Source organism: Pseudomonas sp. NPDC087814 (assembly GCF_044742865.1).
Lineage (GTDB): Bacteria > Pseudomonadota > Gammaproteobacteria > Pseudomonadales > Pseudomonadaceae > Aquipseudomonas.
Map to the genome: position 1 here is coordinate 80,190 of NZ_JBIUVK010000009.1, position 13,057 is coordinate 93,246.

The 13,057-nt window shown below is 61.0% G+C and carries 16 protein-coding genes and 1 pseudogene; 11 read left to right on the plus strand and 6 right to left on the minus strand.

From position 1 onward, the window contains the following. Nucleotides 1–8: 8 nt before the first annotated feature. On the minus strand, nt 9–1,817 hold the full coding sequence (locus ACIOMR_RS10225; RefSeq protein ID WP_401193842.1) for a monovalent cation:proton antiporter-2 (CPA2) family protein: 1,809 nt from the start codon (nt 1,815–1,817) through the stop codon (nt 9–11). Nucleotides 1,818–2,176: 359 nt separating this feature from the next. Here ACIOMR_RS10225 and ACIOMR_RS10230 point away from each other — a divergent pair. The 3 genes and pseudogenes from ACIOMR_RS10230 (at nt 2,177) to ACIOMR_RS10240 (ending at nt 3,853) form a co-directional block, all read left to right on the plus strand. Continuing rightward, nucleotides 2,177–2,543, plus strand: a pseudogene (locus tag ACIOMR_RS10230) (type II toxin-antitoxin system RelE/ParE family toxin). After that, nucleotides 2,536–2,841: an XRE family transcriptional regulator gene (locus tag ACIOMR_RS10235; RefSeq protein ID WP_003208085.1), complete on the plus strand. Its 306-nt coding sequence runs from the start codon at nt 2,536–2,538 to the stop codon at nt 2,839–2,841. Before ACIOMR_RS10230 ends, ACIOMR_RS10235 begins: the two are co-directional and overlap by 8 nt. A 115-nt stretch (nt 2,842–2,956) precedes the next feature. Further along, nucleotides 2,957–3,853 (plus strand): LysR family transcriptional regulator, encoded by an 897-nt coding sequence (locus ACIOMR_RS10240; protein ID WP_401193846.1) that lies wholly within the window; start codon nt 2,957–2,959, stop codon nt 3,851–3,853. On the opposite strand, the gene ACIOMR_RS10245 is transcribed toward ACIOMR_RS10240, so the two are convergent. Continuing rightward, nucleotides 3,843–4,244, minus strand: coding sequence for a RidA family protein (locus ACIOMR_RS10245; protein ID WP_003208087.1), 402 nt, complete (start codon nt 4,242–4,244; stop codon nt 3,843–3,845). The genes ACIOMR_RS10240 and ACIOMR_RS10245 overlap by 11 nt on opposite strands. Nucleotides 4,245–4,425: 181 nt before the next feature. On the opposite strand from ACIOMR_RS10245, the gene ACIOMR_RS10250 reads away from it, so the two are divergent. Continuing rightward, nucleotides 4,426–5,979: a DUF726 domain-containing protein gene (locus ACIOMR_RS10250; protein ID WP_401193849.1), complete on the plus strand. Its 1,554-nt coding sequence runs from the start codon at nt 4,426–4,428 to the stop codon at nt 5,977–5,979. A gap of 41 nt (nt 5,980–6,020) precedes the next feature. Then, nucleotides 6,021–7,340, plus strand: coding sequence for an Nramp family divalent metal transporter (locus tag ACIOMR_RS10255; protein ID WP_177008242.1), 1,320 nt, complete (start codon nt 6,021–6,023; stop codon nt 7,338–7,340). A gap of 10 nt (nt 7,341–7,350) precedes the next feature. Here the strand turns inward: ACIOMR_RS10255 and ACIOMR_RS10260 are convergent, their stop codons facing one another. The 3 genes from ACIOMR_RS10260 to ACIOMR_RS10270 form a co-directional block, all read right to left on the minus strand. Continuing rightward, nucleotides 7,351–7,728 (minus strand): type II toxin-antitoxin system VapC family toxin, encoded by a 378-nt coding sequence (locus ACIOMR_RS10260; RefSeq protein ID WP_003208092.1) that lies wholly within the window; start codon nt 7,726–7,728, stop codon nt 7,351–7,353. Further along, entirely contained in the window at nt 7,725–8,096 is a 372-nt protein-coding gene (locus ACIOMR_RS10265) for a type II toxin-antitoxin system Phd/YefM family antitoxin (protein WP_008437059.1), read from the minus strand. The genes ACIOMR_RS10260 and ACIOMR_RS10265 overlap by 4 nt, the downstream gene beginning before the upstream one ends. Before the next feature lie 138 nt (nt 8,097–8,234). After that, on the minus strand, nt 8,235–9,167 hold the full coding sequence (locus ACIOMR_RS10270) for a LysR family transcriptional regulator (protein WP_023658922.1): 933 nt from the start codon (nt 9,165–9,167) through the stop codon (nt 8,235–8,237). A gap of 118 nt (nt 9,168–9,285) precedes the next feature. On the opposite strand from ACIOMR_RS10270, the gene ACIOMR_RS10275 reads away from it, so the two are divergent. The 3 genes from ACIOMR_RS10275 (at nt 9,286) to ACIOMR_RS10285 (ending at nt 10,494) form a co-directional block, all read left to right on the plus strand. Then, on the plus strand, nt 9,286–9,771 hold the full coding sequence (locus ACIOMR_RS10275; RefSeq protein WP_008437061.1) for a DMT family transporter: 486 nt from the start codon (nt 9,286–9,288) through the stop codon (nt 9,769–9,771). 4 nt (nt 9,772–9,775) lie between these two features. After that, nucleotides 9,776–10,231 carry a DMT family transporter gene (locus ACIOMR_RS10280; protein ID WP_008437062.1) on the plus strand — a complete coding sequence of 152 codons (456 nt, stop codon included), beginning with the start codon at nt 9,776–9,778 and terminating at the stop codon, nt 10,229–10,231. Nucleotides 10,232–10,323: 92 nt separating this feature from the next. Beyond that, entirely contained in the window at nt 10,324–10,494 is a 171-nt protein-coding gene (locus tag ACIOMR_RS10285) for a metallothionein (protein WP_401193856.1), read from the plus strand. A 117-nt stretch (nt 10,495–10,611) separates the two neighbouring features. On the opposite strand, the gene ACIOMR_RS10290 is transcribed toward ACIOMR_RS10285, so the two are convergent. After that, the gene (locus tag ACIOMR_RS10290) at nt 10,612–10,854 is read right to left on the minus strand and encodes a DUF6555 family protein (protein WP_003208104.1); all 243 of its coding nucleotides are present in this window, start codon (nt 10,852–10,854) and stop codon (nt 10,612–10,614) included. A gap of 116 nt (nt 10,855–10,970) precedes the next feature. On the opposite strand from ACIOMR_RS10290, the gene ACIOMR_RS10295 reads away from it, so the two are divergent. The 3 genes from ACIOMR_RS10295 to ACIOMR_RS10305 all read left to right on the plus strand — a co-directional run bounded on the left by ACIOMR_RS10295 (nt 10,971) and on the right by ACIOMR_RS10305 (nt 12,986). Further along, complete coding sequence (locus tag ACIOMR_RS10295; protein WP_008437064.1) at nt 10,971–11,735, plus strand: helix-turn-helix domain-containing protein; 765 nt, start codon at nt 10,971–10,973, stop codon at nt 11,733–11,735. An 89-nt stretch (nt 11,736–11,824) separates the two neighbouring features. Beyond that, nucleotides 11,825–11,998 (plus strand): DUF1427 family protein, encoded by a 174-nt coding sequence (locus tag ACIOMR_RS10300; protein ID WP_177008241.1) that lies wholly within the window; start codon nt 11,825–11,827, stop codon nt 11,996–11,998. Between the two features lie 28 nt (nt 11,999–12,026). Then, on the plus strand, nt 12,027–12,986 hold the full coding sequence (locus ACIOMR_RS10305; RefSeq protein ID WP_102369314.1) for a zinc-binding alcohol dehydrogenase family protein: 960 nt from the start codon (nt 12,027–12,029) through the stop codon (nt 12,984–12,986). Nucleotides 12,987–13,057: the final 71 nt, after the last annotated feature.

Genomic DNA, 13,057 nt, shown 5'->3' on the forward strand with positions numbered 1-13,057 from the left:
CTCCATCGCTACACCTTGTCGGACTCTTCCTCGATCCGGTCCATCTCAAACAGCCGTGCCAGTTCCGTCCGGGCTTCCTGGGCAGACTGCATCACCTTGGCCGCGTCGTCATACACGGCGTGTTGGGCCGCCAGCAATTGCAGGTCATGGTTTTTGAAGCGGCTGATGCGCGCGTCGGCCTGGGCCTGGGTCAAGCCAAGGCCCACCAGGGTGCGGCGGCTCATTTCCAGGCTGGAGTAAAACGTCTCGCGCACCGGTGACGCGTCGAGGTCCACCAGGCGGTGCACATGCTGGCGGTTACGGGCGCGGGCGATGATCTTCATGTGCGGGTAGAGGCTGCGTACCAGCGCGGCGGTCTTGATGTTGATCTCGGGGTCGTCCATGGCGATCACGAAAAACTCGGCCTGGTCGACTTTCGCTGCGTGAAGGATTTCCGGGCGCTGCGGGTCGCCGTAGAACACCGGCATGCCGCCGAAACTGCGGGTCAGTTCGATGGTTTCCACCGAGGTGTCGAGGGCAATGAACGAGATGTTCTGTGCCCGCAGGATCCGCGCCACGATCTGCCCCATGCGGCCCATCCCGGCGATCACCACCCGTGGCGCATCGCTTTCGATGGCACGGTATTCCTCGGGTACTTCCACCGGCTTGGCCTTGGGCTTGAACAGCTTCGGGCAGAGCAACAGCAGCAATGGCGTCACGGCCATGGACAGGGTGATGGTCAGCACCAGGATGTCGTAGAGGTTCGGCTCGAACAGGCCCTGGTCGCGGCCGATCTTGAACACCACGAATGCGAACTCACCACCGGCTGCCAGCACCACGCCCAGGCGCAGCGCGCTTTCAGGGTTCAGGCCGCCTGCCAGGCGACCCACGCAAAACAGCAGCGGCAACTTGATGGCGATCAGCAGCAGGGTCAGCCCCAGCACGATCACCGGCGCGCTGAACAGCAGGCTGATATTGGCGCCCATGCCCACGCTGATAAAAAACAGACCCAGCAGCAGGCCCTTGAACGGTTCGATCTGCGATTCCAGCTCATGCCGGTATTCGGAGTCTGCCAGCAGCAACCCGGCGAGGAAGGCGCCGAGGGCCATGGACACGCCCACCAATTCCATCAGCCATGCGGTGCCGATCACCACCAGCAACGCGGTGGCGGTGGAGACCTCCCGCAGGCCGGTCTTGGCGACGATGCGAAACACCGGCCGCAACAGATAGCGCCCGCCGATGATCACCACGGCGATGCTGCCCAGTACTTCCAGGCCGTGTCGCAGGCCCTGGGAGGTGGTGGCGGGATGATCGCTGCCCGCGAGCAGCGGCACCATGGCGATCAACGGGATGGCGGCGATGTCCTGGAACAACAGAATCGCAAAGGCCAGTCGCCCGTGGGGCTGGTTGAGTTCCTTGCGCTCGGCGAGGCTTTGCAGGCCAAACGCGGTGGAGGAGAGCGCCAGGCCAAGGCCCAGCACAATCGCGCTGTTCCATGATTGGCCAAACACGAACAGCGCGACCACGCCGATCACGGTGCCCGTCAGTAACACCTGTGCCAGGCCTACACCGAACACTGCCTTGCGCATCACCCATAGACGCTTCGGTGACAACTCCAGGCCAATGATGAACAGCAGCAATACCACCCCAAGTTCGGAAAACTGGCTGACGCTTTGCGGGTTGCCCACCAGGCCCAGCACCGATGGGCCGATGATCACTCCGGCCAGCAAGTAACCCAGCACGGCACCCAGTTGCAGGCGCTTGGCCAGGGGCACGGTCAGGACGGCAGCGAGCAGGAATACAACGGCCGCTTGTAACAGGTTGCCTTCATGGGGCATTGGGGACTCCGGGATCGTTTTGCTGAATCAACAGGTTTTACTGTAGGAGCGAGCTTGCTTTGCAGGTCCCAAGGCCTTCGCCTCCGGGTTCATTGGATGTCGTCCGGTTCTTTCGCGGCACTCTCCAAACTATTAATACCATTTATTTCAATGAGTTTTATGCACGTGGCGGTCGGGATCATCCGTGGTGCCGGCGCTATGGTCTTGTCTTCAGCCGCGCGAAAGGGTGGTTTTTTATGGGCTGAGCATTGTGCGGGAATAATCTACAAACACTTTTCCGGGACAAACGGAAGCCTGTACACGCCAGGAACTCCTACAATTATGCCCTTGAGTTTATATTCCATGGATGGAATATTTGCATGAGTTGGGACATTGAATACACGGACGAGTTTGGAATCTGGTGGGGCGGTCTGGATGCAAAGGAGCAATCCTCAGTATCGGTCAGTGTGGATTTACTGAGCCTTCTGGGGCCAGGCCTTGGCTTCCCCCCGCAGCAGCGATATCAAGGGCTCCAGGCATGGCTGCCTGCGAGAGTTGCGGGTGCAGCATGCCGGGCGGCCTTACCGCGTTCTGTATGCATTTGATCCGCGCCGGTGTGCCTTGTTGCTGATTGGCGGGGATAAAACCGGTCGAGGCCGTTGGTATGACGAATACGTCCCGCTGGCTGAGAAGTTGTATGACGAACATTTGGAAACACTGCTTAAAGAGGGCCGTCACCATGGCTAAAAAATTCAGTGAGCTGCAGGCTCGCATGACACCGCAAGCCCGGGCCGATGCAGAGCGCATCTTCCAGCAACACCTGAAAGAAATGCCCCTGCATGAACTGCGCAAGGCGCAACAGATGAGCCAGGATACGCTGGCCAAGGCGCTGAATATCAATCAGGCGGCAGTGTCCAAAATGGAGCGGCGTACCGACATGTATATCAGCACGCTGCGTAACTATATCCGCGCCATGGGAGGAGAACTGGAGATTGTCGCTACGTTTCCTGATGGCCAGGTAAAGATCGAGAACTTTGCCCACTGAGTCATCCGCTCCGTCAAAGCCCGGCCATGCGCCGGGTTTTCTGTTCGCTGAATGCCTGTCGTCATTGTGCAGCTTAATGGACAATACTCGCCATTCTCGCCCATCGGACATCAACGTGAACCAACTCCTCGCCATGCGTGCCTTCGTCCGTGTCGTCGAAACCGGCTCCTTCAGCCGCGCGTCCGACCAGTTGGCACTGCCGCGTTCCACCGTCAGTAAACTCATCACGGACCTGGAGAAGCACCTTGGCGTCAAGTTGATGCATCGCACCACCCGTGCGCTGGCGGCGACGCCGGAGGGGTTGGAGTACTACAGCCACGCGCTGTGCCTGGTGGCGGAACTCGATGAACTGGACAATGCCCTGCGCGGGCAGAAGCTCAAGCCCGGCGGCCACCTGAAAGTGGATGCGCCGGCGTCCTTTGCCAATTGCCTGCTGATCCCGGCGCTGGTGGATTTTCATCGTGAGTACCCTGAGATCACCATCGCCCTGGGCATCAGCGACCGCGCCGTGAATATCGTGGGGGAGGGTGTGGATTGCGTACTGCGCGCTGGCAAGCTCGATGACATGGCAATGATCGCCCGCAAGGTTGTCGACCTCGAGTACGTCACTTGTGCGGCCCCCGGCTACCTGGAGCGCATGGGTACGCCCGTGTCTCCCGAGGACCTCGAGAAGAACCACCTCAAGGCGGGGTATTTCTTTGCCGGGTCGGGTAAGCCGGAGCCGTTGATTTTCGAGAAGGGCGCGACTCGGTATGAGGTAGGCAACTGCGCGTTTTCCACCAACGAAGGCAACGGCCTCAAGGAAATGCTGCTCGCCGGCCTGGGCGTCGGGCAGCATTTCAAGACCATCGTTGACTACTACGTAGAGGCAGGCCAGTTAGTCCCGGTACTCGAAGACTGGACCCGGCCCGCCACGCCCTTGCACATCATCTATCCACCCAATCGCCATCAGAACGCCCGGCTGAAGGTGTTTATCGAATGGGTGATCGAGCGGTTCGGCGTCAGGCAATAATCGCTGTCACGCGGATTTCAATGCGCATTGCCGGCAGCCCCAGGGCTTCTACTCCCAGCTCAGTCCAGATGGGGGCGTGATTGGGCATGTAATGGCGGTACCACTTGACCATCTGCTCGTTCACCTCCGGCGGAAAACCTCCCACGTGGTAGGAATTGACGTGTACCACATGCTCCCAGCCGGCGCCGGCTGCCGCCAGGGTGCGTTCGAGGTTTTGAAAGGCCAGGGCGATCTCGTCGGTGAGGGATTCGGGAATCTGGAACTCGTCATCCCAGCCGCCCTGGCCCGAGGTTTCGACGCGGTTGCCGATTTTGACCGCCTGGGTGTAATGCAGGGTCTCGCGTGCAATGTCGCCGTAACCGGGTGTGATGAAAAACTCGGGCTTGCTCATGGTGTTCCTCGGTTTCAGTGGTTGACCCGACAAAGGTTAATGGACTGAATCTGCGAACAAAATCCGCGTTTTTTGTCATCACTGTGCAGCGATATGGATAGTCCGAGTATCAGTTTTTCACATTCCCGTAGCCCGCCCTTTGTTACTATCGCCCTCCGTCGTCGCCAGGAGTCACCGTCACATGCAACACCAGTGGGATGAAATGCACCGCACCCGCAAGCCCACGTTTGTGTTGTGTGGCGAGCCCCAGGGGGATGTGCTCAATCTCTACGTGCATGGTTATTCGGCGTTCTTCAACCAGCAACAACTGGGTAGTTTCTCCCGGCAACTGGCAACCATCGAAGGCTCCACCAACCTGATGCTGTTCTGGCCGGCAGGGCATTTCCTGGAAAACCTGTTTGCGCCGTTCAAGGATGTGATTACCTCGATGCTGGGTGGCGGTAGCCTGGGTGCCGCAACCATCGGGGTGGGCAAGGCGATTGCCTATTTCCTCGACCACTACAAAAGCGTCGAGGCGCGGGTGGATGAGGTCGCCAAAAGCCTGCTGCCCGAATTGGCCAACTACCTCCATGGCGAGTCGATCAAGGTGCGGCAGATCAACCTGATCGGCCACTCCCTGGGCGCGCGCATCCTGGTCAAGAGCCTGCTGGCCAGCCCTGAGGTGGCCCGTGAGTTGCCGCTGAACAACCTGCTGCTGATGGGCGGTGCGATTTGTACCTCCAGCCCCTGGGACCTGGTCTCGGCGCCGCTCAGCGGTCGGGTGATCAACTGCCACTCGAGCAAGGATTGGGCGCTGGCGCTCAAGCCGGACACCGAGCGCTGCATCGGTCGTTATGCGATCCCGCTGACACCGGCGCTCAAGGCCAAGGTCGCCAACGTGCACCTGGCCACGTTCGACCACGCCGCGTATTGGCCGCAACTGAAGACGGTGGTGCAGTACACCGACCTGCTGCAGGAACGCCGGGGCATGATCCGCGCCGATCAACGCAGCAGCGAAGTGCGCTTTGCGGAAGAGGATGTCGAGCTGTTCCCGCTGCTGGTGCAGGCGCGGCCGGAGGAGTTGCAGTTTTTCGCCGAGCTGATGGCGCAAAAGCGCAGTGCCTCTATCGACGCCACCGTGCGCGAGCCCTTGAAGCTGGCCATCGAGTTGCAGCGCATGGGCGGCGACACCTTTATGAACCTGGCCCGTGGTCATGGCGTGAGCTATCGCGAAATCGCCCAGGACGTGGCGCAGCGGGTGGGTATCAAGTTTGATCAACCGATCGAGAAAGTGGCCCTTGCTGATCTGGAACTGCAGGTTGCCGAGCGGCTGATCGAGCAATACAAGGACAAGCTCAGCCAGGCTGATCGCCAAGTGTTCGAGGCAGAGTTGAAGGCTGCGGCACAAAAGGAACAGGGTTTTTTCAATCGTTTCGATGTCGGGCGCTCAGCCACCACTGCCCTCAGCGGGACCGCGCTGGCCGGGTTGACCGGGTTTATCCTGCGCCGCGGCGCGGCCACGGCCATTCCGGTGGTGGGGCAGGCGCTCGCGGCGGCGATGCTGCTGGTGACCGGCGTGCGGGCGTTTTCCGGCCCCGCGTATTCCATCACCACCCTGGCGGTGCTGGTGATCGGGGTGATTCGCGAGCGCCTGGAGCGTGAAGCACTGAACCAGGAGATGGATCTGGTGGTCCAGGTGGTAGAGGCATTTGATCTGCCCCGGGAGACGGTGATGCATACCGTTGCGTCTGACTGATAAGCTGCGTTCACGTCTTGTGTGAAAGCCTGGTACCCCGCGTGAAATTCAGCCTGCCCAAAATCGCTACCGCCCCGTTCTGCCCGCCGGAAGTCGCCGGCTCCATCGTCGTTGATCCCCGTGCCTCGTTTTTCAAACGTGCGCTGATGTTTGCCGGCCCTGGCTTGCTGATATCCATCGGCTATATGGACCCGGGCAACTGGGCCACCGCCATCGAGGCCGGTTCGCGCTACGGCTACAACCTGTTGTTCGTGGTGCTGCTGGCGAGCCTGGCGGGGATGGCGGTGCAGTGCCTGTGCTCACGGCTGGGCATCGCCACCGGCAAGGACCTGGCGCAACTGAGCCGCGAGCGCTACAGCCGGCGCTCGTCGTTCGTGCAGTGGATCCTTGCGGAAATCTCGATCATCGCCACCGACCTCGCCGAAGTCCTCGGCTGCGCCCTGGCGTTTCACCTGTTGCTGGGCGTGTCACTGACCACCGGGATTGTCATCACTGCCTTCGATACCTTGCTGATCCTGGCCCTGCAAAATCGAGGCTTCCGCCGGCTGGAAGCGATCATGCTGGCACTGGTGGCGACCATCGGCGTGTGTTTCTTCATCGAGCTGGTGCTGATCAAGCCTTACTGGCCCGACGTGTTTCGTGGTTTCACCCCGTCGTTGTCCGCCATCAGTGATGCCGCACCGTTGTACCTGGCCATTGGCATACTGGGGGCCACGGTGATGCCCCATAACCTCTACCTGCACAGCTCCATTGTGCAAACCCGACTGTTCGGCAAGGACCTGGCCAGCCGCCAGGACGCGGTGAAACTGGCGCGTATCGATACCATCGGTTCCCTGTCCCTGGCACTGCTGGTCAACGCGGCAATCCTGATACTGGCCGCCGCCGCGTTCCACCAGACCGGCCACACTGATGTGGTGGAAATCCAGGACGCCTATCACTTGCTCGACCCGCTGGTGGGTGGCGTGTTCGCCAGCGTGCTGTTCGGTGTTGCGCTGTTGGCTTCGGGCCAGAGCTCCACGTTCACCGGCACCATTGCCGGGCAAGTGATCATGGAAGGCTACCTCAACCTGCGCATTCCCTGCTGGCAGCGACGCCTGATCACCCGTGGCCTGGCGCTGATCCCGGCGTTCCTCGGGGTGTGGCTGATGGGGGATGATGCCATCGGCAAGCTGCTGATCCTCAGCCAGGTGGTGTTGAGCCTGCAGTTGCCGTTTGCGTTGTTTCCGCTGATCCGCATGACGGGTGACAAGCGCCTGATGGGGCCGTTCGTCAACAGCTTGCCTACGCGGCTGCTGGCCTGGAGCTTGTTTGTGGTGATCAGCGGGGCGAATGCCTGGCTGATCGGGCAGTGGTTGTTTTGAGCGAAGTGAATTAAGTCAAAACGGCCAATGATGTGTATTTCGCCACCATCGGGTCGGCTGTCACTAACTTCATCGGCTCAATGATAGCCGTTGCAATGATGAGCCGATCAAACGGGTCCCTGTGATGGTGTTCAAGGTCCTTGACCGCGATGGCGTGCTCCGAGGTGATGGGCAATTCCACGTAGCCGCTTTCCAGGCAGTATTCGCGAATTTCGTCCAGGTTTACGTTGAGCTTCCCGAGCCCGACCTTTATCGCCAGCTCCCAGAATGTGGCGGCACTGACGTAAATTTCAGCCGCGTTCTCGATCAGCTTTCTGGCCTTCGCTGGCAGTTTTGGATCATCGCTCAGGGCCCAAAGCAGGATGTGGGTATCCAGCAGTATTCTCATGGGTGGTTTCCCTCAAACGCATCCAGCATGTCGTCTGGCAATGGCGCATCGAAGTCATCCGGCACCACCAGTTTGCCCTTCATTGCGCCGATTCGCCGGCCTGTCGGTTTCCCTACAGGAACAAGGCGAGCCATCGCCCGCCCATGCTTGGCTATGGTGATGATTTGGCCGGCGGCGGCATCATCGACCAGTTTTGATAAATTATTTTTTGCTTCACCCAACGGTACGGTAATCATTTGGTCTTCTCGAGGTTTTGGCCAAATATAGCCAAAATTTCGTAAGCAGGCAAAGATCAACCGACTGCTGGCGGAGGGTGATTTTTGCGGGGACGATTGCAGGTTTCCAAACGAGTAATGACTGGCATCCATGACGTCTCTCCTGAAGGAATTCCTCGAAGTCTGCCCGAGTGCAAGCGGTTTTTGACCCGTGTTGTGGAAAATCAGATCGGACTTACTTGAAGGGGGATGTTTCCCGACAGTGCGGGCCGAATAGTTTCCCACAGTTGCTCAACGGTCCCAGTAAGGCACTGCCCCAAAACACTCGACGAAGTAATCAATCACGGTCCGCACCTTCAACGACAGCCGCCGGCTACCCGGCCACAGCGCAGCAATCTGTTGCGGCTCCAGGGTCGTCGCCACTTCATAGTCGCTGAGCACCGCCTGCAGCGTGCCGGCGCGCAGGCCTTCACCGATCAACCATGACGGGAACACCACCAGCCCCAGGCCTTGTTCGGCAGCGTGGGTCAGGGTGTCGGCGTGGTTGCCGGTGATCGGGCCCTTGACGCTGTAGGACGTCCAGTCGCCCTGGTCGCGGCGGAAGAACCAGCGCTGCTGGCCGGTGACGCCCTTGTAGGCCAGGCACTGGTGGTTCACCAGTTCGTCCGGATGCCGGGGCGTACCGAAACGCTCCAGATAGCCGGGGCTGGCAGCGAGACGAAAGCGCTGGGGGGCGAAGATTCGCGCCTGCATGCCGGAATCGTTCAGCACACCGATGCGAAACAGCAGGTCTGTGCCGTCTTGCAACGGGTCGACGTAGGTGTCGGTTTGCTGGATATCCAGTTGCAGCTTCGGGTAACGCCGACACAGCTCCCCAAGCCACGGCGAGAGGTGGCGTTGGCCAAACACCATCGGCGCATTGATGCGCACCAGGCCGCTGGGTTCGCTTTCCTGTTCCTGCAACGCCTGGCCGGCGGCTTCCAGTTGCTCCAGCATCAATCGCGCATGCCGGCCCAGCAGGCGACCGGCTTCGGTAGGGCTGACCGCACGGGTATGGCGGTACAGCAACTGTTGGCCCAGGGCCTGCTCCATCAACTGCACCTGCCGGGAAATGGAGGAGGGCGCCAGGCCTTCGCGGCGTGCGACTTCGGAGAAGCTGCCGTAGTCCAATACCGCGACAAACAGGCGAAGCGCCTTGAAGCTCAGTTCGTTCAAACCCTGCATCATCACTCCATGCTGTGCGTATTGCGCAAAGGTGTTGTCGGCATGCTCCCATTTATCGCACAGCAGTGCCACCGGATAATACGCGCCATTGTTCCTCTCTCTAACGCGCAGGTGATGTATGCAGGCTTCTTCAGTGGCGGGTGTGGCTCAGGCCAAGCCCAAGACGTTTCTTCGGTTGTTGCTATTGCCGCTGGTGATCTTCGCCGGCATGGGCTTGTCGGTGGAGGCCGGCTTGCTGGGCCCGCTGGGTGTGCAGGTCGGCCACTTGTGGGCGACCTTGAGCATCTTCGGCGTCGGCTCGGCGATCCTGTTCCTGCTGTTGCTGTTCAGCGGCCCGCAAAAGGGTCCGGCGTTGACCGACCTGCCGCGCTGGCAATTGATCGGTGGCTTCCTGGGGCCGATGTACGTGGTGGTGCTGACCCTGGCGACCCCGCATATCGGGATCGCGATGACCATGATTGCGATCTTGTCGGGCCAGGTGGGCAAGAGCGTGCTGATCGACCACTTCGGCTGGTTTGGCACTGCCCGCAAGCGGGTCAACGTGGAGCGCTGGATTGCACTGGCGTTGATTGTGGTGGCACTTGTTCTGATTGCGCGAGGTTAAGGCGATGAACCTGTTTCTGTTGTTGGTATTGGTAGTGGCCGCCGGTGCGGTATTGAGTGTGCAGGCCGCCATCAATGGCCGCCTCGGGCAGGCGGTGGGCGTATTGCGCAGCAGCCTGCTGACCTTTGTCGTGGGCGCGATCAGTACCGGGTTGCTGATTCTGTTCTTTGAGCCCGCCCACGCGGTCAGCCTGCTGGACGTGCCGAAGTGGCAACTGACCGGGGCGTTGTTCGGGGTGGTGTACATGATGGTGATGGTCGGCGCGGTCCCGATTGTCGGCACGGCAGTGGCGACGGTGGCGGTGATTGTCGGGCAGTTGGGCATGGGCATGCTGATCGATAACTTCGGCTGGCTCGGCAACCCGGCGATCGAGCTGTCCGGCAGCCGCATCGTGGCGATGCTGTGCCTCGCGCTGGCCCTGGTGTTCATGTACCGCAGCAACGCTCGTCGGGCTGACTGACGGGCCTATGAACCTTGAATCGTTGCCTATAGTCATTGCTTGAGGTGTCGGCGTTCGCCGCATCTGGACGACCACGAAAAAGGAGTCTGACCATGCAAGAGAAAACATGTGCCTGCCCCCACTGCAACTGCCAGGTGGGGAAAAACGCGGTGATGAAGGATGGCAAGGGCTATTGCTGCCAAGGCTGCGCCGAGCATCATGCCCATGGCGAGCCTTGTGCTTCGGCGACAGGGTGCGAGTGTGCCAAGTCGGCGCACGGCTAACGCTGGCTGCCTCCTGTAGGAGCGAGCTTGCTCGCGAAACACCCGAGAGCGACGCGGAGCACCAGGTGCCCCGCGTCATCGTTAACGACCTTCGCGAGAAAGCTCGCTCCTACAGTTTCACGCGCTGGGGCGCGCATCCGAGCGGCGCCATTGCACGTTTTCGATGCCGAATTTCTCGGCCTGGGGCTGGCTCGTCTTCTTCACCTGCTCACGGGCAAAGCGCCCGATGCGGCCTACGCCGGCGTCGCAGCTCGCCCAATGCCAGGCTTCGGCGTTGTCGAGTTTTTCCAGGCGGATGATGAATGACTTGGGCTGGCCATGCAGCGTGTAGTCGATCACGAAAAGTTTTGCGTTAGTCATGGATCCGTAAACCCTCCTTGTGTCTTTAAGTGACCCTGCGCAGGTGGTAAAAATTCACTCGGATCATCCGGTTCACGTCTTATCATGGCGCTCCATACTTGAACGATGTGTCTTCCATGGCCCTTGCCGCGCCTCCCGACCTCAGTGATCACGCCGTCCCCGTGCAACCCTTGGCGCGCACCTATCCGCGCGGATTGTATGTCGAGCCCCATCAACACGATTGGGGCCAGTTGCTGTATGCCATGAGCGGCGTGATGTGGGTCGAGACACCCCAGGAAGCGCTGGTAGTACCGCCCCAGCGCGCGGTGTGGCTGCCGCCGGGTGTCGAGCATGGGATTCGCGTGGTGTCGGACTTGCAGATGCGCAACATCTACCTGCGCCCGGCGCTGGCAGCGACCCTGGACAGCCAGGTGCAAGTGATCGAGGTCGGCGGGCTGCTGCGCGAACTGATCGTGGCGCTGGTGGAGCAGGGCGACAAGGGGGACCAGGCCTATTACGAAGCCGTGGTCGGCCTGGCCCTGCTGGAACTGCAACGGGCCCGGCGCTCGCCGATCCGTATCGCCTTGCCCGTGGGCGCCGACCGACGCCTGACCAGCGCCTGCCAGGCGGTGATGGCGTCACCGTCCCTGGACATTCCCTTTGAACAGCACGCCGAAGCCGCCGGCGCCAGCGTACGCACCCTGGCCCGGCTGTTCCAGAACAGCCTGGGCATGGGCTTTGCCGAGTGGCGCCGCCAGGTGCAGTTGGCCACCGCCGTGGCCGAGTTGATCCAGGGCCAGTCGGTCAGCGCGATCGCCCGTTCCCTGGGTTATTCGCCGAGCAGTTTCAGCGACATGTTTCGCCGTGAACTGGGGATGGCGCCGTCGCAGTATCCCGTCTGAGGCTTGGCCGAAATCCTGAAGCACTTGGCCGATGCTTCGGTTTCAGGCCCCCTACACTGACCGCCTCAACCCTTGCTGCGGAGTGTTCCATGAATTACCTGATTTCCTTGGCCATCGGCCTGTTGGTCGGCGTGATTTACGGTGCCCTGGACTTTCGCTCGCCTGCGCCTCCCGCCATTGCCCTGGTGGGGCTGATGGGCATGTTGATGGGCGAGAAACTCTGGCCCATGGGCCGGCAGTTGGTCAGCACCTGGTTGTCCTGAACCCTTTGAACTTCGATGGATATTGGCCATGAAAGCACTGCAATTTTCCGCCACCGGCGATCTCGCCGCCCTTGCTTACGTTGATGTCGCCACGCCGGTGCCGGCGGCCGGTGAAGTCCTGGTGCAGATCAAGGCTGCCGGGCTGAACCCCAGCGACGTGAAGAACGTGCTCGGGCGTTTCCCCTACACCACGTTGCCACGCATTCCCGGCCGTGATTTTGCCGGGGTGGTGGTGGAAGGCCCGCAGGAACTGGTCGGCCAGGAGGTCTGGGGCACCGGTCGCGACCTGGGTTTTTTCGCCGACGGTTCCCACGCCCAGTACCTCACCGTGTCGGCCAAGGGCGTGGCGCACAAGCCCAGCCATCTGAGCTTTGCCCAGGCCGCCAGTCTCGGCGTACCGTACACCACGGCGTGGGATGCGCTTGAGCGCAGCGGTGTCGGCAAAGGCACTCGCTTATTGGTGATTGGTGCCAATGGAGCGGTAGGCAGCGCGGCGTTGGCCCTGGCGAAGATTCGTGGGGCCCAGGTGCTCGGGGCCGTGCGTCGGCCGGAACAGGTCGAGGCCTTGCGCGAGCAGGGTTTCGAGGGCTTGTTACTGGGCCAGCCGGAAGCGCTGGGAGGGCAGGTTAATGCGCTGTTCGGTACGGGCGCCGATGTGATCTTTGACACCACCGGCTTCTGGTTGCCGGCAGCGGTGGCGGCGCTGGCGCCTTTTGGCCGTATCGCGATCATCGCCGCGCCGGTGGACGGGCACGTGCAACTGCCGGCCCTGGCGTTGTATCGCAAGGGTGGTTCGGTGGTGGGGATCAATTCGCTGCTCTACAACTGCGAGCAATGCGCCGTGATGCTGGAGCAGTTCGGGCGGTTCTTCGATGAGGACTTGTTGCCGCTGCCGACCGGTTTGCGGGAAGTGTCGCTGGCCGACGGTGTGAAGTGCTTTGAGCAAGTGAACCAGGGCAGTGCCGACAAGATTATCTTCCTGCCCTGACCCGCTTATTGTGGGCGCGGGCTTGTGTGGGAGCGGGCTTGCCCGCGAATACGGTGTGTCAGCCAATACAT

Bases quoted from the DNA above. Each gene is read 5' to 3' on its own strand.
- ACIOMR_RS10225 (WP_401193842.1), bottom strand. From the start codon at position 1,817: ATGCCCCATGAAGGCAACCTGTTACAAGCGGCCGTTGTATTCCTGCTC.
- ACIOMR_RS10235 (WP_003208085.1), top strand. From the start codon at position 2,536: ATGGCTAAAAAATTCAGTGAGCTGCAGGCTCGCATGACACCGCAAGCC.
- ACIOMR_RS10245 (WP_003208087.1), bottom strand. From the start codon at position 4,244: ATGAGCAAGCCCGAGTTTTTCATCACACCCGGTTACGGCGACATTGCA.
- ACIOMR_RS10250 (WP_401193849.1), top strand. From the start codon at position 4,426: ATGCAACACCAGTGGGATGAAATGCACCGCACCCGCAAGCCCACGTTT.
- ACIOMR_RS10260 (WP_003208092.1), bottom strand. From the start codon at position 7,728: ATGAGAATACTGCTGGATACCCACATCCTGCTTTGGGCCCTGAGCGAT.
- ACIOMR_RS10265 (WP_008437059.1), bottom strand. From the start codon at position 8,096: ATGGATGCCAGTCATTACTCGTTTGGAAACCTGCAATCGTCCCCGCAA.
- ACIOMR_RS10270 (WP_023658922.1), bottom strand. From the start codon at position 9,167: ATGCAGGGTTTGAACGAACTGAGCTTCAAGGCGCTTCGCCTGTTTGTC.
- ACIOMR_RS10275 (WP_008437061.1), top strand. From the start codon at position 9,286: ATGCAGGCTTCTTCAGTGGCGGGTGTGGCTCAGGCCAAGCCCAAGACG.
- ACIOMR_RS10280 (WP_008437062.1), top strand. From the start codon at position 9,776: ATGAACCTGTTTCTGTTGTTGGTATTGGTAGTGGCCGCCGGTGCGGTA.
- ACIOMR_RS10285 (WP_401193856.1), top strand. From the start codon at position 10,324: ATGCAAGAGAAAACATGTGCCTGCCCCCACTGCAACTGCCAGGTGGGG.
- ACIOMR_RS10290 (WP_003208104.1), bottom strand. From the start codon at position 10,854: ATGACTAACGCAAAACTTTTCGTGATCGACTACACGCTGCATGGCCAG.
- ACIOMR_RS10295 (WP_008437064.1), top strand. From the start codon at position 10,971: ATGGCCCTTGCCGCGCCTCCCGACCTCAGTGATCACGCCGTCCCCGTG.
- ACIOMR_RS10300 (WP_177008241.1), top strand. From the start codon at position 11,825: ATGAATTACCTGATTTCCTTGGCCATCGGCCTGTTGGTCGGCGTGATT.
- ACIOMR_RS10305 (WP_102369314.1), top strand. From the start codon at position 12,027: ATGAAAGCACTGCAATTTTCCGCCACCGGCGATCTCGCCGCCCTTGCT.